13 protein-coding genes and 2 pseudogenes are annotated in these 16,137 nt (G+C 63.8%); 6 read left to right on the top strand and 9 right to left on the bottom strand.

Annotation, left to right across the window (positions count from 1 at the left end):
* Position 1 precedes the first annotated feature (1 nt).
* Positions 2-1,171, bottom strand: coding sequence for a GNAT family N-acetyltransferase (locus AB4Y34_RS36820; RefSeq protein WP_368718809.1), 1,170 nt, complete (start codon positions 1,169-1,171; stop codon positions 2-4).
* 150 nt (positions 1,172-1,321) lie between these two features.
* Between AB4Y34_RS36820 and AB4Y34_RS36815 the strand changes: the two genes are divergently transcribed.
* Together AB4Y34_RS36815 and glnK are read left to right on the top strand one after the other, a co-directional pair.
* Positions 1,322-3,046, top strand: coding sequence for an NAD+ synthase (locus AB4Y34_RS36815; RefSeq protein WP_176121204.1), 1,725 nt, complete (start codon positions 1,322-1,324; stop codon positions 3,044-3,046).
* A 100-nt stretch (positions 3,047-3,146) separates the two neighbouring features.
* Complete coding sequence (glnK, locus tag AB4Y34_RS36810) at positions 3,147-3,485, top strand: P-II family nitrogen regulator (RefSeq protein ID WP_013088783.1); 339 nt, start codon at positions 3,147-3,149, stop codon at positions 3,483-3,485.
* A gap of 184 nt (positions 3,486-3,669) precedes the next feature.
* Here the strand turns inward: glnK and AB4Y34_RS36805 are convergent, their stop codons facing one another.
* The 5 genes and pseudogenes from AB4Y34_RS36805 to AB4Y34_RS36785 all read right to left on the bottom strand — a co-directional run bounded on the left by AB4Y34_RS36805 (position 3,670) and on the right by AB4Y34_RS36785 (position 8,733).
* Positions 3,670-4,827, bottom strand: coding sequence for a porin (locus AB4Y34_RS36805; RefSeq protein WP_176121205.1), 1,158 nt, complete (start codon positions 4,825-4,827; stop codon positions 3,670-3,672).
* Positions 4,828-5,443: 616 nt separating this feature from the next.
* The gene (locus AB4Y34_RS36800) at positions 5,444-6,223 is read right to left on the bottom strand and encodes an ABC transporter ATP-binding protein (RefSeq protein ID WP_008918159.1); all 780 of its coding nucleotides are present in this window, start codon (positions 6,221-6,223) and stop codon (positions 5,444-5,446) included.
* Between the two features lie 39 nt (positions 6,224-6,262).
* Positions 6,263-6,976, bottom strand: coding sequence for an ABC transporter permease (locus tag AB4Y34_RS36795; RefSeq protein WP_176121206.1), 714 nt, complete (start codon positions 6,974-6,976; stop codon positions 6,263-6,265).
* On the bottom strand, positions 6,973-7,662 hold the full coding sequence (locus AB4Y34_RS36790) for an ABC transporter permease (RefSeq protein WP_176109249.1): 690 nt from the start codon (positions 7,660-7,662) through the stop codon (positions 6,973-6,975). The genes AB4Y34_RS36795 and AB4Y34_RS36790 overlap by 4 nt, the downstream gene beginning before the upstream one ends.
* Before the next feature lie 294 nt (positions 7,663-7,956).
* Positions 7,957-8,733, bottom strand: a pseudogene (locus tag AB4Y34_RS36785) (ABC transporter substrate-binding protein).
* A 604-nt stretch (positions 8,734-9,337) separates the two neighbouring features.
* On the opposite strand from AB4Y34_RS36785, the gene AB4Y34_RS36780 reads away from it, so the two are divergent.
* Entirely contained in the window at positions 9,338-10,048 is a 711-nt protein-coding gene (locus tag AB4Y34_RS36780; RefSeq protein WP_176121208.1) for a pirin family protein, read from the top strand.
* Positions 10,049-10,194: 146 nt separating this feature from the next.
* Here the strand turns inward: AB4Y34_RS36780 and AB4Y34_RS36775 are convergent, their stop codons facing one another.
* Positions 10,195-10,728 (bottom strand): periplasmic heavy metal sensor, encoded by a 534-nt coding sequence (locus AB4Y34_RS36775; RefSeq protein ID WP_176379828.1) that lies wholly within the window; start codon positions 10,726-10,728, stop codon positions 10,195-10,197.
* 218 nt (positions 10,729-10,946) lie between these two features.
* Between AB4Y34_RS36775 and AB4Y34_RS36770 the strand changes: the two genes are divergently transcribed.
* Both AB4Y34_RS36770 and AB4Y34_RS36765 read left to right on the top strand, forming a co-directional pair.
* Positions 10,947-11,672, top strand: a complete 726-nt coding sequence (locus AB4Y34_RS36770) for a response regulator (RefSeq protein WP_018419780.1) — start codon at positions 10,947-10,949, stop codon at positions 11,670-11,672.
* Positions 11,656-12,972: an ATP-binding protein gene (locus AB4Y34_RS36765; protein WP_176109246.1), complete on the top strand. Its 1,317-nt coding sequence runs from the start codon at positions 11,656-11,658 to the stop codon at positions 12,970-12,972. Before AB4Y34_RS36770 ends, AB4Y34_RS36765 begins: the two co-directional genes overlap by 17 nt.
* Before the next feature lie 60 nt (positions 12,973-13,032).
* Here AB4Y34_RS36765 and AB4Y34_RS36760 read toward each other — a convergent pair whose 3' ends face one another.
* Both AB4Y34_RS36760 and AB4Y34_RS36755 read right to left on the bottom strand, forming a co-directional pair.
* Positions 13,033-13,299 (bottom strand): hypothetical protein, encoded by a 267-nt coding sequence (locus AB4Y34_RS36760; protein ID WP_013088792.1) that lies wholly within the window; start codon positions 13,297-13,299, stop codon positions 13,033-13,035.
* A 168-nt stretch (positions 13,300-13,467) separates the two neighbouring features.
* On the bottom strand, positions 13,468-15,159 hold the full coding sequence (locus AB4Y34_RS36755; protein ID WP_368718808.1) for a diguanylate cyclase: 1,692 nt from the start codon (positions 15,157-15,159) through the stop codon (positions 13,468-13,470).
* A 787-nt stretch (positions 15,160-15,946) separates the two neighbouring features.
* Here AB4Y34_RS36755 and AB4Y34_RS36750 point away from each other — a divergent pair.
* Positions 15,947-16,137: pseudogene (locus AB4Y34_RS36750) on the top strand (sulfonate ABC transporter permease); the annotation flags it as partial.

Genomic DNA, 16,137 nt, shown 5'->3' with positions numbered 1-16,137 from the left:
TCTAGCCTTTGAACGGATTGTGTTCGCGCAGCTCGTCCACGTATGCGTGGATGCTGTTCTTTTCGTTGTCGAGGAAATGGCCGACCGCATCGGCGAACGCCGGATGCGCGAGCCAATGCGTGGAGCGCGTGACCGTCGGCAGAAAGCCGCGCGCCATTTTGTGCTCGCCCTGCGCGCCGCCTTCGAATGCGCCGAGCTTTTCTTCGATGCAGAATTCGAGCGGCTGATAGTACGCGGTTTCGAAGTGCAAGCACGGCACGTGCTCGAGCGCGCCCCAGTAGCGGCCATACAAGGTGCCGCCGGTTTTGTCGTCGCGCTGATAGACGACGAGCGAGCTCGCGATCGGCTTGCCTTCATATTCGGCGATCACCAGCAGCAGATTCTCCGGCATCGACGCGCCGATCATCCGGAAGAAATCGAGGTTCAGATACGGACTCGAAAAATGCTCGCGATAGGTTTGCCGATAGCACTTGCTGAAGAAGCGCCAGTCGGCATCCTTGATGTCTTCGCCGCGGATGCGCCGCATCGTGATGCCGGCCTCGTGCACCTTGCGACGTTCGGCGCGAATGTTCTTGCGCTTCTTCTGTTCGAGCGTCGACAGGAAGTCGTCGAAGTCGCGGTAGCCGTCGTTGAGCCAGTGAAACTGCACGCCTTCGCGTTGCATCATGCCGATATCGGTGAGCGCGTCGGCTTCGCTCTGCGTCGGAAACAGCACATGCAGCGACGACACCTCGGCCTGCTCGGCGAACGCCATCAACGTGGCCGCGAGGTGGCGCAACGCGTGCTCGTTCGCCGATAGCAGGCGGTTGCCCTGCACCGGCGTGAACGGCACCGCGCATAGCAGCTTCGGGTAGTAGGGCAGGCCGTTGCGCTTGTATGCGTCGGCCCAGGCCCAGTCGAACACGTACTCGCCGTACGAGTGACCCTTCAGATAGACGGGGGCCGCCCCCGCGAGCTTGCCCGTGCGTGCGTCGGTCAGTGTGACGAATTGCGGCGCCCAACCGGTGTCGGGAACCGCGCATTGCGTCGCGTTCAGCGCGCTCAGAAACTCGTGCCGCAAAAACGGCGTGGGCTGCGGCTGCGCGGCAAGGAGGGCGTTCCACTCGGCGGCGTCCACCTCGGAGGGCGATGCCAGAATGCCCGTGCGATAATCGATACGTTGCTGGTTCAATCTGAGTGACTGTTTGCAATGACCGGCGCGGCGCGATGAAGCTGAAGCTGCCACGTCGTTCGTTGAGTTCGTTTATCCGGTTTGTTCAATTCCGTCGAGCCATCGAGCCGCGGTACCGCGAGCCGTGAAGGCTTGCCTGTCGATCCTGCCATGAAGACCCGAATCGCTCTTGCTCAAATCAATGTCACCGTCGGCGACTTCGCCGGCAACGTCGCGAAGATCGTCGCCGCCGCGCGCGCCGCGCACAGGGATGGTGCGAAGCTGCTGGTCGCCCCTGAACTCGCGTTGTCGGGTTATCCGCCCGAAGACCTGCTGCTGCGCCCCGCGTTCTATACCGCGAGCGCGGCCGCGTTGGCCGATCTCGCCGCGCAATTGAAGCCGTTCACCGGTCTGCATGTGATCGTCGGTCATCCGCTGCGCGACGGGTCGGACAACCTCGCGCACAAGCTCGTGCACAACGCGGCGAACGGCCATGTTAATGCAAACGCGCCGATCGAGCGCGGCGTGCCGCCGGTCGATACCTTCAACGCGGCGTCGCTGATCGTCGACGGCGAAGTGAAGGGCACCTATCGCAAGCAGGATCTGCCGAACACCGAGGTGTTCGACGAGAAGCGCTACTTCGCCGCGGACCCGCAGCCGTTCGTGTTCGAACTCGATGGGATCAAGTACGGCGTCGTGATCTGCGAGGACGCATGGCATGCGTCGGCCGCGCAGATGGCGAAGGCCGCGGGCGCGCAGGTGCTGCTGATTCCGAACGGCTCGCCGTATCACCTGAACAAGGAAGCGGTGCGCTTCGACATCTTGCGCGCGCGCATTCGCGAGACCGGCATTCCGATGGTCTACGTGAATATGGTCGGCGGGCAGGACGAACTCGTGTTCGACGGTGGTTCGTTCGTGCTCGACGCGCAGGGCGCACTCGTCGCGAAGCTCGCGCAGTTCGAGGAAGCCACGGCGATTGTCGAGTTCGAGGACGGCAAGCCGCTGCCGGCCGCGATCGCGCCGGAGCAATCGATCGAAGCGCAGGTGTACGCGGCGCTCGTGATGGGCGTGCGCGACTACATCGGCAAGAACGGTTTTCCGGGCGCGCTGATCGGTTTGTCGGGCGGCGTCGATTCGGCGCTCGTGCTGGCCGTTGCGTGCGACGCGCTCGGCGCCGACAAGGTGCGCGCGGTGATGATGCCGTCGCGCTACACGGCCGACATTTCCACGACCGACGCCGCCGAGATGGCGCGCCGCGTCGGCGTGCGTTACGACGAGATCGCGATCGCGCCGATGTTCGATGCGTTTCGCGCGTCGCTCGCCGAAGAGTTCGCGGGCCGCGCCGAAGACGCGACCGAAGAGAACATTCAGGCGCGCATTCGCGGCACGCTGCTGATGGCGCTGTCGAACAAATTCGGCTCGATCGTGCTGACCACCGGCAACAAGAGCGAGATGGCGGTCGGCTACTGCACGCTGTACGGCGACATGGCCGGCGGCTTCGCGGTGATCAAGGACATCGCGAAGACGCTCGTGTACCGGCTGTGCCGCTATCGCAACGCGGCCACGACGTTTGCAAAGCGCGACGTGATTCCCGAGCGGATCCTGACGCGTGCGCCGTCCGCCGAGCTGCGCGAGAACCAGACCGACCAGGACAGCCTGCCCGAATACGAAGTACTCGACGCGATCATGCGCATGTACATGGAGGAGGACCGTTCGCTCGCGGAAATCATCGCGGCGGGCTATCGGGTCGACGACGTGAAACGGGTCACGCGCCTGATCAAGATCAACGAGTACAAGCGCCGTCAGGCGCCGATCGGCATCCGGGTCACGCATCGCGCGTTCGGCCGCGACTGGCGCTATCCGATCACGTCGCGCTACACCGAACCGGTGGAGTGAAGGACGGCACCGCGCGCGGATGCCGCAATGCATCCGGCGCGGCGTAGAATAAAAATCATCTTTTCCCTTTTCACTCTTCCCATCAAGAGACGAGGTCGCCATGAAGCGCATCACCGCAGTCATCAAACCGTTCAAACTCGACGAAGTGCGCGAGGCGCTCGCGGAAGTCGGCCTCACCGGCCTGACCGTTACCGAGGTCAAGGGGTTCGGCCGCCAGAAAGGGCATACCGAGCTGTATCGTGGTGCGGAGTACGTGGTCGACTTTCTGCCGAAAGTGAAGATCGAAGTCGTGGTCGCGGACAGCCAGTGCGATCAGGTCATCGACGCGATCATCGGCGCGGCTCGCACCGGCAAGATCGGCGACGGCAAAATCTTCGTCGCGGATGTCGAGCGCGTGATCCGCATCCGTACCGGCGAAGAGAACGAAGCGGCCGTCTAAAGCCGCGCAAGCACGCACCGGCCCGGTGCGCGCGAGAACTCAAATTCGGCCGCCGAAGAAAAAACGGTGCAATACCCTTGCGGATATTGCACCGATACGCGCCTCTCGCAGCAGCGTGAAAAAGATTCTCTTGAAGAAACCTGTGTTACACCCCGAGGTGTGACCCTCGGGGCGCACCGTTCGATTAGAACGAGTGCTGGATGCCTGCGTACACGCCGGTTTGCTGGCGGCCTTGCAGCGGGTTGTCCGTTGCAGCGGCGAAGCCCGCATTGTTCGCGTTCAGACCGAAGTTAGCATTGCGGCTGTTGCGCACCGTTGCTGCCTGCAGGTCGAGCAGCGTGCGCTTCGACAGGTTGTACGAACCGCCGACCGTGTAGATCGTCGCATTGCCAGCGCCGTTGTTGCCGTTCACGTGATAGACCGCCGCGATCAGCGCTGCAGCCGGCGTTGCCTGCCACGTCACACCGCCCCATTCGTGATCCAGGGTCGTCGGCTGACCAGGAGCAACGTTCGTCGCACCTGCCGAGCGGACTGCCTGGTAAGCGGCCTGAATCTTGAACTGGCCGAGGAACACGTTCACCAGAGCTGAGTACTCGCGCGATGCCGCGAATACGCCGTTGCTCGTGTTAGCCGTATTGATGCCGTTGTTGGCGACCGGGCCACCCCACAAACCGCCGGTCGTCGGGTTGCGAATTTCGTCGTACAGACCGCGGATCTGGAACAGCGAGGTCGTGTAGGTGACCTGCGCGCCAGCTTCGCGACCTTGCGGCGTCGTGCCGTTACCGTTCCAGCTCGTCGCGTTCGACAGCGCGTATTGACCGTAGAAGTCAAAGCCCGCGATCTTCGGCGACTGGTACGCGAAGTTGTTGCTCGACTGCGGCCAGTTGCGGCCACGCACGAGCGATGCCGACGACCAGTTGGACTGACCGAACGGGTCGAAGTCCCACACGCCGTTCGAGATGAAGAGCATGCGGCCCATCGTGAACGTACCGAACTGGTCGTTCGAAATGCCGACCGTTGCCCAGCGATTGAAGAGACCACCGCCGCCAGGACCCGCGCCCGTCATCGTGTTGAACGAGCCTTCCAACTGGAACAGAATCTTGTTGCCAGCGCCGATGTCCTCGACACCCTTCATGCCCCACAGGCTGGTGCCCCAGTCGCCGCTTTCCGCCTTGAAGCGGTTCGAGCTGGTGTTGGCCGCGCCGTTGGCGTTAGCGCCGGTCGGGACGCCCGACATGTACTCGAGACCTGCATCCAAACGGCCATACAGCGTGACGCTGCTCTGAGCGTGTGCAACAACGCCGGCCGACATCAGCGCAGCGACGAGCAAAGCTTTCTTCATCTTCTCCTCCATACCCTGTCAAAAAAAGAAACCCAGTACTGCGAGTGGTGTTCGGACGCGATCAGCGCCGAACAGAAAGCGGTACCAGGGGAGAGTGGCGGGTGGATAGGGGTGCTCCTGCCATGACATGTAGCGTCGAGCTATCTTTGCGTCATGCCGATCCCACGCCGACCGGTTCTCCTCTGTGTTTTGAAGTGAAACTACTTTTAATCAACTTTGTTTTGCTACTTTGGTTACCAATTTATCAAAAATAACTTTAACTGGGAGAAGAAATTAGTACCGTCCACAGGCGGTGTCGCCAAATTGCAATACGAATGTGCGGCGAAACCCGGAGGAACCCCTCGGAAAATGGCGCAGAGCCTTGTCCGGCAAGGGAAGCGCGGCTCGCAAGGGGGCGCATTAAGGATTGTCACTATTGACGAGTCAAAAGTGGCAGGTTAGGGCGAAAACCAGTCCGGAATAGCCCGTTTTGTGGGATTTTCGGCGCCTTTTCGTCGTTCGAATGGCCGGGGGGAGGGACGCGGTAAAAATGAAAAAGGCGCTCGTAAGCGCCTTGTAAAACTACATTGACTACATTTTCGATGTTATTCGCATCGTAAGTCGCGGGCAATTTTTATTACTTGAGACTGCCCGACAGGAATTGCTTCAGACGCTCGCTTTTCGTGTTTTTGAACACTTCGTCGGGATGGCCTTCTTCCTCGACGCGGCCCTGATGCAGGAACATCACATGGTTCGACACGTTGCGCGCGAAGCCCATTTCGTGTGTGACGACGATCATCGTGCGGCCTTCTTCGGCGAGCTTTTGCATCACCTTCAGCACTTCGCCGACGAGCTCCGGGTCGAGCGCCGAGGTCGGTTCGTCGAACAGCATCACATCCGGGTGCATCGCCAGCGCCCGCGCAATCGCCACGCGCTGCTGCTGGCCGCCCGACAGATGCGACGGATACTGCTTCTCGAGACGCGGCGCGAGGCCGACTTTCTCCAGATATTCGCGCGCGCGGTCCTCGGCTTCCTTGCGCTTCAGACCGAGTACGTGCACCGGCGCCTCGATGATGTTCTCGAGCACGTTCATGTGGGACCACAGGTTGAAGTGCTGGAACACCATCGAAAGCTTGGTGCGCACGCGCTGCAACTGTTTCGGGTCCGACACGCGCAACGCGCCGTCTTTGGCGGTCTGCGTGCGCACTTCCTCGCCGTCGACGAAAATGCGCCCCGCGTTCGGCTGTTCGAGAAAGTTGATGCAGCGAAGCATCGTGCTCTTGCCCGAACCGGACGAACCGATCACGCTGATCACGTCGCCGGCATTGGCTTTCAGCGACACGCCCTTGAGGACTTCGTTGTCGCCGTACTTTTTGTGAAGCTCGTCGACGAAGAGCTTCTGCTTCTTGGAGTTCATCAGGATCCTTAACGAGCTTGCTTGTCCAGGGACGCGCAATTACTTGCCTTGCGGCCGCAGGTAAGCGAGCCAGCGACGCTCGGCGCGGCGGAACAGCCACACGAGCGCGAAAGAAATACACAGATACAGCAGCGCGGCGATGCCGAACGCGTTGAACGACTGATACGTTGCGGAGTTCACGTCGCGCGCGATCTTCAGGATGTCCGGCACCGTGGCCGTGAATGCGACCGTGGTCGCGTGCAGCATCAGGATCACTTCGTTGCTGTAGTAGGGCAGTGCGCGGCGCAGCGCCGACGGCAGAATCACGCGCCGGTACAGCGTGAACGACGACATGCCGTACGCGCGCGCCGCTTCGATCTCGCCGTAAGGCGTCGCCTTGATCGCGCCCGCGAAGATTTCGGTCGTATACGCGCAGGTGTTCAGCGTGAACGCGAGCAGCGTGCAGTGCATGCCGTCGCGGAAGAACGCGTTGGTCAGCGCGTTGTTGCGGATGATCTCGAGGCTGTAGAGACCCGTGTAGCACAGCAGCAGTTGCACATAGAGCGGCGTGCCGCGGAAGATATAGGTATAGAGCCACACGAGGCCCGCGAGCCATTTCTTCTTCGACACGCGCGCGACCGCGAGCGGCACCGACAGGCAGAAGCCGAGGCCGATCGACACGACCAGCAGCCACAACGTGATTGCGACACCGGTGAAGCGATAGCCATCGGTGAAAAGATAGTTGCGCCAATATTGCTGAATGATCTCGATCATAGATCCGCCTTTCGCACGCCGGTCGAGTAACGCTTTTCGAGGTACATCAGCACGAAGTTCGATACTGTGGTGATGACGAGATAGATCGCCCCCGCGAGCAGGGTGAAGAAGAAGAACCGCAGGGTGCCCTTGCCCGCGTCCTGCGAGGCCTTGACGACGTCGGCGAGACCGATGATCGACACCAGCGCGGTCGCCTTGACCATCACCTGCCAGTTGTTGCCGATGCCCGGCAGCGCGAAGCGCATCATCTGCGGGAACATCACGCGCGAGAACACCTGCCAGCTCGTCATGCCGTAGGCCGCGCCCGCTTCGAGCTGGCCGCGCGGCACCGCGAGAAACGCGCCGCGGAACGTCTCGGTGAAGTACGCGCCGTAGATGAAGCCGAGCACCGCGACGCCGGCCACGAACGGGTCGATGTCGATCTGGTCCCAGCCCATCGCGTCGGTCAGGTTGTTGAGCCAGATCTGGATGCTATAGAACAGCAGCAGCATCAGCACGAGATCGGGCACGCCGCGCACGAGCGTCGTGTAGACGGTGCCGATGCCGTTCGACAGGCGGTTCTTCGACAATTTCGCCGCCGCGCCGAGCAGGCCGAGCACGAACGCGAGCGCGAGCGAGAACACCGCCAGCTTGACGGTTTGCCAGGTGCCGCTGAGGAGTAGCGGGCCGTAGCCTTGAAGGAACATAGGAAGTCCTCGACGATGCGTTTCTCGCGCACCGCGAAAGACGCGGCCCGCGATGCGCCGCGTCGGGGTCGAGCGCCTGGCTCGCCGTGATCCGCGGCGCACAGCGTGCCGCTGTGCAAATCATGCCGCAGAAACGTTGGTGGCTCCTGCAGCGCGCTTTTGGGACTTTCGTCTCGGATTGTTTTGAATCTACTGCCTGGTATTGCCACCTTCGGTTGTCACCTTCGGTGCCACTTGCACTGCCATCGCCACCGGCCCGAGCCGGCTTACCACTCAGTATCCTGCCTGTTTTGCTCAACGGCCAGGATAAATGTCGAAGTCGAAGTACTGCTTCTCGAGCTTTTTGAACGTGCCGTCCCGATGAACCTCGGCGAGCGCCTGATTGAACTTCGCCTTTAGCTCGGCATCGCTCTTGCGGAGACCGATCGCGGTGCCTTCGCCGATCGTCTTCGGGTCCTTCACCTCCGGACCGGCTCAACCGAAGCCGTTGCCGCGCGGTGTCTTCAGAAAGCCGGCGTCGGCCTGCACTTCGTCCTGCAGCGCGGCGTCGAGACGGCCCGATGCGAGATCCGCGTACACCTGGTCCTGATTCTGGTACGGCACGACGACCACGCCCTTCGGTTCCCACCAGACCTTCGCGTACTGTTCCTGCGTCGAGCCCTGCTCGACGCCGACGCGCTTGCCTTTCAGCGATTCAGGGGTGGGCAGAAGCGGAGAACCGGTCTTCGCGATCATGCGGGCGGGCGCGTCGAACATCTTGTCGGAGAAGTCGATCTGCTCGCGGCGCTTGTCGGTGACGCTGAGCGAGGAGACGATCGCGTCGAACTTGCGAGCTTTCAGCGCCGGAATGAGGCCGTCCAGATCCTGCGCGACCCATACGCACTGCACGTTCATCTTCGCGCACAGCGCGCGGGCCAGGTCGGCATCGAACCCGACGATGTCGCCATTAGGCGCCTTTGATTCGAATGGCGGATAACTGGCGTCGACCCCGATGCGCACCGTTTTCCATTCTTTCGCCATCGCGCCGGTGGCCATGACTGCCAGAGCCACGCACAGTGCGAACTTCTTCATGTTTCTCCTGAACCAAACTGATCGTCGTGATGACTCGACCCGACGAGCGCCGGCCGAGGGCCGACGGTCGCTATTCTAGGCGGTCAAAATTGCCGTGCCGCAGGGATTGTCGCCGCGCGCTCGTCGTTCTTGCGCGGGCGGTTCGTCCGACGTGGTGCGCTGTTCCGGCGCGTTCGGTGCTTGCCGGACGGGCCTCGCGCGGGTGTGGCGCCGAGTCGGAGCCCGTCGCACACCTGTTGCGGCCGGCCCGGCGACGCTTACCGGCGCGGCCTGCACGTCCCGCTGGACGTCCACGCGGCTTGAAAAGCGCGGTATTTTACCCGAAGAGCGGCAAGCTGCCAGCGCGGGACGGCAGCGAGCGGCAAGACGCCACGCAGCGCGTTGTGCGGGCGCGACGCCGGCGCGGTTTTGCGGGCGCCGGGCAGCCGGGCGCCGGGCAGCCGGACGCCCGCCTTTCCGCGCGGTCAGCTCGCCGACCGCGCCGTGCGTGCGATTGCATGCAGCGATGGAACGCTGCGGTGCGGTCGCGCACGATTGTTTAGTGGGCACGCAGCCCCTACATTCCTCGCATCGCTCTGATTGAGTACTTACCGGGAGACTTTCCATGATCGAGATTCGCCGCTCCGCAGAACGCGGTCACGCCAACCACGGCTGGCTCGACTCGTATCACAGCTTCTCGTTTGCCGATTACCGCGACCCCGAGCATGTGCACTTCGGACCGCTGCGCGTGATCAACGAAGACCGCATCGCCGGCGGCCAAGGTTTCGGCGCGCATGGGCATCGTGACATGGAGATCGTCACGTACGTGCTCGAGGGCGCGCTCGCCCATCGCGACAGCATGGGCAACGGCTCGACGATCCGTCCGGGCGACGTGCAGCGCATGAGTGCGGGCACCGGCGTGCAGCACAGCGAGTTCAACGCGTCGCGCGACGAACCCGCGCATCTGCTGCAGATCTGGATCATTCCGCGCCGCGCGGGCGATCAGCCCGGCTACGAGGAAAAGCGCTTCGACGCCGACAGCAAGCGCGGCCGCCTGCGCGTGATCGCGTCGCCCGACGGCCGCGACGGCTCGGTGACGATCCATGCGGACGCGTCGATCTACGCGGGACTGTTCGACGGCGCCGAACACGCGACCTTCGCAATACCGGCGGGGCGTCTCGCCTATCTGCACGTCGCGCGCGGCACGCTGAGCGTGAACGGCACGGTGCTCGAAGCGGGCGATGCCGCGAAGCTCAGCGACGTCGACACGGTGACGCTCGAAAAGGGCGCCGACGCGGAAGTGCTGCTGTTCGATCTCGGCCAGTTGAACGGCTGATCCGAACGGTTGGTTCGCGCGGCCCGCGGACCGCGGACCGAGCCGCGAGCAGCGCCAAACGACAACGCCACGGAAAACCTCTTCCGTGGCGTTTTTCTATTTGCGAGGCACCCTCCCTGCCACGCCTCGCGGATGCAGCGCGCCGCTTACTGATTAGCGGCCGGCGCCGACGCCGCGCCTTGGTGATGCTCCCAACGCTCGCGCATCTTCTCGTGACGCTGTTCCATCCGCGCGAAGCGCTGCTTGATCGCCGTGCTGACAGTGGTCTTCTGCTGGTCGTTCAGGCCGTTATAGAACTTGAGCCATGCGTCGGTGGTTTGCTGACGCAGTTGGGCGTCCTTCTGCTCGATCTGCTGATGCGTCGCGGCCATCGCGTTCAGATCGAGGATCGGCTGCTGCTGCGCGGCCTTTAACTGGTCGTGAGCCTGCTCGTGGTTCGCGCGCATCGCTTCATGGTTCTGCTTCATCGTATCGAGCGCGCTTTGCCACAGCTTTTCCTGATCCGCGTTCAGCTTCAGCTGATCGTGGAGTTGGGTCAGTTCCTTCATGAAGTGGCCGTGCCAGCCGCCAGGGCCGCCGTGCGCCTGCTCGGCAGGTTGAGCGGCGTAAGCGGCGCCGACGCCGATGGCGAGAGCGGTGGCAGCAACGGCGAGAACGCGCGACATCTTTTTGGTGGACATATGAGGCTCCTTGTAATGGAATAGCCGACGATGCAACCGGTCTTTGGACTGCCTGCACTCGGTAAGGCACAGCGTAGAGAACCGCGTGCGCCGCTGTGTTACGCGCCAGGACGCCGCCATTACCAGCAATTACGCGCGGCTTTCACCGTAACACCCGGTAACCCTTCAGACCGTTTGGAAAACGAAATCCCTTTCTGCCGCGCGTTAAACTTCATTTCATGGCTACTCAAATCCTGGTCGTCGACGACGACGTCGAACTGCGCGATCTGCTGCGCGACTATCTGGCCCGTCAGGGCATCGAAGTTTCGGTGCTGCACGACGCGGGCTCACTCGAACGGCGCCTCGAGCGCGAGCGCCCCGACCTCATCGTGCTGGACCTGATGATGCCCGGCGTCGACGGCCTCACCGCGCTGCGCAAGCTGCGCGCATCGGGCGACGATATCCCTGTCATCATGCTGACCGCGCGCGCCGACGACGTCGACCGTATCGTCGGCCTCGAACTCGGCGCGGACGACTACCTCGGCAAGCCGTTCAATCCGCGCGAACTGCTCGCGCGCGTGCAGGCGGTGCTGCGGCGGCGCCGCACGCTGCCGTCGGCGGCCGCGCCCGAACAGCGCGAGCCGTTCAGCTTCGGCCGCTTCACGCTGGATTTCCAGTCACGCACGCTGCATCTCGAAGACAAGCCGCTCACGCTGTCGGGCAGCGAGTTCGCTCTGCTGAAGATCTTCGTCAATCACCCCATGCGCACGCTCACGCGCGAGCGCCTGCTGGAACTGCTGCACGGTCCCGAGTACGACGGTACCGACCGCGGCATCGACGTGCAGGTGTGGCGCCTGCGTCGCATTCTCGAAACCGATCCATCCACACCGCGCTTCATCCAGACTGTGCGCGGCCGCGGTTACGTGTTCGTGCCGGACGGCGAGCAGCATGCGTCGGCCCATTGATTCGCTGTTCGGGCGGCTCGCACTGCTCGTCGTCGCGGTGCTGATGTTGTCGCATTTCGCGTGGTACGCGCTGATGCGGCTCGAACGTTCGCAACTGCAAACGCGCTACGCGGTCGAGGAAGCGACCTTCCTCGTCGACGCGGTGCGTCAGCACGTCGCCCGCACACCGGATCAACCATTGCCGTCGCGCGTGAAGCTGGTCGACCCGGCCAGCCCGGATGTCCCGGCAGCCAGCGCGAACATGCCGCCGCCGCTCGAGCGTTTCGTCGAGGACGTGCGCGACCGCATGCCGGCCGACACCCAGGTGCGCATCAGTCCGCCCGGCGGACCGCCCACGCTATGGGTGCGCGCCGCGACTGATCGAAACTGGATCGTCGTGCCGGTTCAACCGCTGCGCATGCCGCGCTCGCTCGACCGCACGGTGTCGTGGCTCGTCATTATTTTCTCGTTCGCGGTGATGGCGGCGCTGTTCGCCGCCTGGGCTCTCCAGCGGCCACTGCGCTTGCTCGCGCAGGCGGTCGCGCGCTTCGGCCGCGGGCTGCCGGTGCCGCCGGTGCCGGAACGCGGGCCGCGCGAGTTGCGGCAACTCACGCATGGCTTCAATCAGATGGTGCAGGAAGTCGCGCGCACCGAGAACGATCGCGCGGTGATGCTGGCCGGTGTCGCGCATGACCTGAAGACGCCGCTCGCGCGTCTGCGGCTGCGCGCCGAAATGATGGACGACGCGAAGACGCGCGACGGGGTCGTGCGCGACGTCGATTCGATGACGCATATCGTCGAGCAGTTCCTGCTGTTCGCGCACGACGGAGCGGACCGCAGCGAACCCGTGGAAGTCGATGCACAGTGCGAGCGTGTCGTGCGCAGTTATCGGGCGGTGGCCAGCGGCGCGCCGATCGTACACACGGAGCTGAACGCCGGGCCGTCGTTTCAGCTGCCTGCCGCCACGCTCGACCGGATCCTGTCGAACCTGATCGACAACGCGCATGCGTATGGCGCGCCGCCGGTGGTCGTCGCGACTGCGCGCACACCGCAGGGCTTTACGCTATCCGTTAGCGACAACGGCAAGGGCATCGCCGCCCAGGATCTGATCAGCGCGAGCCGGCCGTTCGTGCGGCTCGATCCGGCGCGCGGCGGCAACGGCCACAGCGGGCTGGGCCTTGCGATCGTCGAGCGGCTGGTGCGACGCGCGGGCGGTGAGTGGGAAATCGGCAATCACGACGGCCGCGGATTGCGGGTGTTGATGAGCTTTCCGTTCGAAGTGCTGCCGCGGGTCGCGACGGCCTCGGAAAATGCGTGGTAGGAGCGCGGTATTGGAGTCGCGATGCGCGCGCGGGGCGTCGGCATCGCGAGCGGCGAGAGGTCAGTCCGAAAACAGCGTATTCAACGCATTCGCCGTTTCGCTATCGACGGTATTCCACGTCACCGATTCCGCCTCGAAAATATAGTGCGTCGTATATTTGCCGAGCCGCGCGAGTATTTCCTCCTGAATCAATTCCGGCGCGACCTCCAGTTTCAGATACCACGCGGTCGACGACAGACGCGTCTGGAACGCGCCGTATTCGGCGAGCAGATGGTCGAATGCCTCAGCGTCCTGATCGCGACAGACGATCACCAGATTTCCCTTCATGCGAATCTCCCGTTAGTGCGGTAGTGACACTCCGATATCAGGATTGATGATACCTGCTTCGTTGCGGGAAGCTCGGCGTCGTTTTAGCGCGGGCAGGGTGTTGGCGTGGGTCGGCTAAGCGGAGAGGGCGATACCGTCGCGCTGAGTACTCCGGCTAGCGTCGGGCATTCACCATGCGTTCACCGCCGTGCGCGCAGGCGGTGCGGTATCGTCGGGCGGCAGCGCTTCGGTGCGGTCGCGCCCGCCGGTTTTCGCCGCGTACAGCGCGGTATCGGCTCGGCTCATCAGGCGCTCGGGCAGATCGTCGGGCGACAGCTCGGTGATGCCGATGCTCACGCTCAGCCCCGCCGCGGCCGGCAGCTTCGGCGAGGGTATCGCTTTCAGCCGCAGCCGCAGACGCTCGACCACCTCGCGCCCGCCTGCCAGATCGGTGGCCGGCAGCAGCAGGCCGAACTCTTCGCCGCCGAGCCGGCCGATCGCGTCGGAGTTGCGCAGCTCGGCGCGACACGTATCGACGAAATGTTCGAGCGCGCGGTCGCCGGCGGCGTGGCCGAAGCGGTCGTTGATCTGCTTGAAGTGGTCGAGATCGGCGATCGCCATGCACAGCGGCTCGCGGCCCGCGTGCGCGCGATCGATCTCGTGGCGCAGCAGGTCGAGGAAATAGCGCCGCGACAGCGCGCCGGTCAACGCATCGTGCCGCGCCTCGGCCGACAGCAGCGTATTGGCCGACTGCAACTGCTCGGCGAGATCGCGGGTCGCGCGATGGTGGCGCCGCTCGCGCACGTAGGACACGGTGATCACCCACGCGAGCGCTACGGTGCCGGACAGCGTCAGGAACACCAGCAGATGGTCGCGCTTGTGGTTGCGCAGCAGTTCCGGCCACGCGGCGAGCGGATCGACCAGATGCGCGGAGAGTCCGGAGTTCAGACCACCGCGGTTCTGATAGAGCGCCGGGGCCGGCTGCTCGATCATGCCGAACAGCTGCGCGGCGACCGACGCCGGCACCCACGGCGCCTGCTCACGCACTTGCGTGTCTTCGCGGATCAGCATGTCGGGGAAGGTCTCGCGGCGGTAGATGATGCGCCGCTCGGCTGGGCTCATCTGCGTGACGCGCGAGTTCGGCAATGCGTGGCCTTCGAGCGCGCTGTTGTGCGCCATGATGATGACGCCGTTCTCGTCGGAGACGAAGGTGCCCGCGTGCGCGACCCAGTGGCGCAATCGCGCGATGCCGACCTTGGCGACCACCGCGCCGACCAGCAGCCCCTTCGAGTACACCGGCGCGGCAATGAAGATGCCTGGCTCGCCGCTCGCGCGACCGACGCCGTAGGCTTCAGCGAACGCGCCGAGCAGTGCGCTCGTCAGATAGCCGCGCGCGCGCATATCCATGCCGACGAACGATTGCTGCGCGCCCTCGGGGTTTGACATCGTGCTGCTGGAGGCGACGCAGATGCCGTTCGCGTTGACGATCCAGACCTGGTCGAGCCCGGAGAAGCCTTGCGCTTCATGCAGGAACCTGCTGACCGCGGCCATCTGCGGGTCCTTCAGCAACGCGGCCCGCAAGGCGGGTTCCGCCGCCTCGCCGTTCACGGCATAATTCTGCGATTGCACGAGGGCACGCTGGACCACGTCCATTTCGGCCATGGTTGCGGGGATGGCGCGGGACATCGCGAGGTCGCTGGCAATCACTTCAGCCATGTTGTCGACGATCGAGGTGGACATTTGCCGCTGCGTGTGCAACGCCGCGTCCAGCTCTTGCTGTACCATCCGGTCCGCGACCATGCCAGCCACGAACCAGCAGACGAGGACGATCAGCACGAAGCTGACCGGCCCGGCTACCTGGCGCAAGGTTGTCCTGTTCATCGACCCTCTGATCCGTCTGGCTGTGACATGCAACTTGCTTGTTGGTGGGCAGCGCGCTCTCAACGCTGTGTCGTTATCTGCGTCAGCTGCGGTTTCGCCGCGGTTTCGCTCCGTCACGAGCGACGCGCGCTGCGCCGTCGCCATGCCCGGAATGAATCGCTGATAAACAGGTACTTCGTTTCCCGATTTTAACCGTCGCGAAGCACGTTGCCACCGTTATTGCTGGGATGCTGTCTGCATATGCCGCGCCGATCAGATTCTTAACGGCAGCCGCGCGGCATTCTTGATAGCTGTGCGGGCAGATGGAGCGAATGAGCGGCGGCGGCCGCGGCGACGCGCCGATGTGGCTTGCGCGCCACGCCGCGAGACAGCCTCGCGACGTGTCACGCCGAAGTACGCGCGAGCAGAGTACAGTGCGGCGCGGCGACGCGCGCCGGGGCTTGCTGAAGCCTTACGCCGCGCGTGCGACGCCGTCTCGCGATTTGCGGCGAAAGGTTGTGCCTGAAACATAGGATGGTGTAGTGTCGTGCCGTCCAAAACGAGGAAAGCCCGCCAGCCCTCGGGCGGCGCACGCGGCGACAGGAGTTCGGCGTGATGGTTGTGGTCGTGGGCGACGCGTCCACGTAACTGCCCATTGCCGGCCCATGTGTCTCCAACGCTAACGATTTACCACGCACGCGCGTTTTGCCATGCCTGATTTCCGCTTTCCGGACCGACCCATAGACCGCCGCGGAGCCGCGGCCTCCTTCGAGCGTTCGAATGCCTGTTTCAAGAGGGAGGGCATCTGATGGATTTCAGCTTCAACCTGAAGCGCACCGCCAATGCGTCGGCATGGCGGGTGTTGCCCAACCGCTGGGACTTCGTCGCGTTCCCGCTGATCATCTGCCTGATCGCGATGGCGTCGATCGGCTTTCACGAGACGCTCGCGCCGATGTCGACGCTAAAGACCCAGGCGATCTCGCTCGATCCGGCCAACCT

It is taken from the genome of Paraburkholderia sp. BR10954, assembly GCF_040965775.1.
In the GTDB taxonomy this organism is placed as follows: Bacteria; Pseudomonadota; Gammaproteobacteria; order Burkholderiales; family Burkholderiaceae; genus Paraburkholderia; species Paraburkholderia youngii.
Note: the sequence above shows the minus strand (reverse complement) of the source record. Positions and strands in the feature narration are given on the sequence as shown.

What these genes read in the sequence shown, in the direction of transcription:
- AB4Y34_RS36770 (WP_018419780.1), top strand. Translation starts at nt 10,947, where the DNA reads ATGGCTACTCAAATCCTGGTCGTCGACGACGACGTCGAACTGCGCGAT.
- AB4Y34_RS36815 (WP_176121204.1), top strand. Translation starts at nt 1,322, where the DNA reads ATGAAGACCCGAATCGCTCTTGCTCAAATCAATGTCACCGTCGGCGAC.
- AB4Y34_RS36755 (WP_368718808.1), bottom strand. Translation starts at nt 15,159, where the DNA reads ATGAACAGGACAACCTTGCGCCAGGTAGCCGGGCCGGTCAGCTTCGTG.
- AB4Y34_RS36760 (WP_013088792.1), bottom strand. Translation starts at nt 13,299, where the DNA reads ATGAAGGGAAATCTGGTGATCGTCTGTCGCGATCAGGACGCTGAGGCA.
- glnK (WP_013088783.1), top strand. Translation starts at nt 3,147, where the DNA reads ATGAAGCGCATCACCGCAGTCATCAAACCGTTCAAACTCGACGAAGTG.
- AB4Y34_RS36765 (WP_176109246.1), top strand. Translation starts at nt 11,656, where the DNA reads ATGCGTCGGCCCATTGATTCGCTGTTCGGGCGGCTCGCACTGCTCGTC.
- AB4Y34_RS36800 (WP_008918159.1), bottom strand. Translation starts at nt 6,223, where the DNA reads ATGAACTCCAAGAAGCAGAAGCTCTTCGTCGACGAGCTTCACAAAAAG.
- AB4Y34_RS36780 (WP_176121208.1), top strand. Translation starts at nt 9,338, where the DNA reads ATGATCGAGATTCGCCGCTCCGCAGAACGCGGTCACGCCAACCACGGC.
- AB4Y34_RS36775 (WP_176379828.1), bottom strand. Translation starts at nt 10,728, where the DNA reads ATGTCCACCAAAAAGATGTCGCGCGTTCTCGCCGTTGCTGCCACCGCT.
- AB4Y34_RS36795 (WP_176121206.1), bottom strand. Translation starts at nt 6,976, where the DNA reads ATGATCGAGATCATTCAGCAATATTGGCGCAACTATCTTTTCACCGAT.
- AB4Y34_RS36805 (WP_176121205.1), bottom strand. Translation starts at nt 4,827, where the DNA reads ATGAAGAAAGCTTTGCTCGTCGCTGCGCTGATGTCGGCCGGCGTTGTT.
- AB4Y34_RS36790 (WP_176109249.1), bottom strand. Translation starts at nt 7,662, where the DNA reads ATGTTCCTTCAAGGCTACGGCCCGCTACTCCTCAGCGGCACCTGGCAA.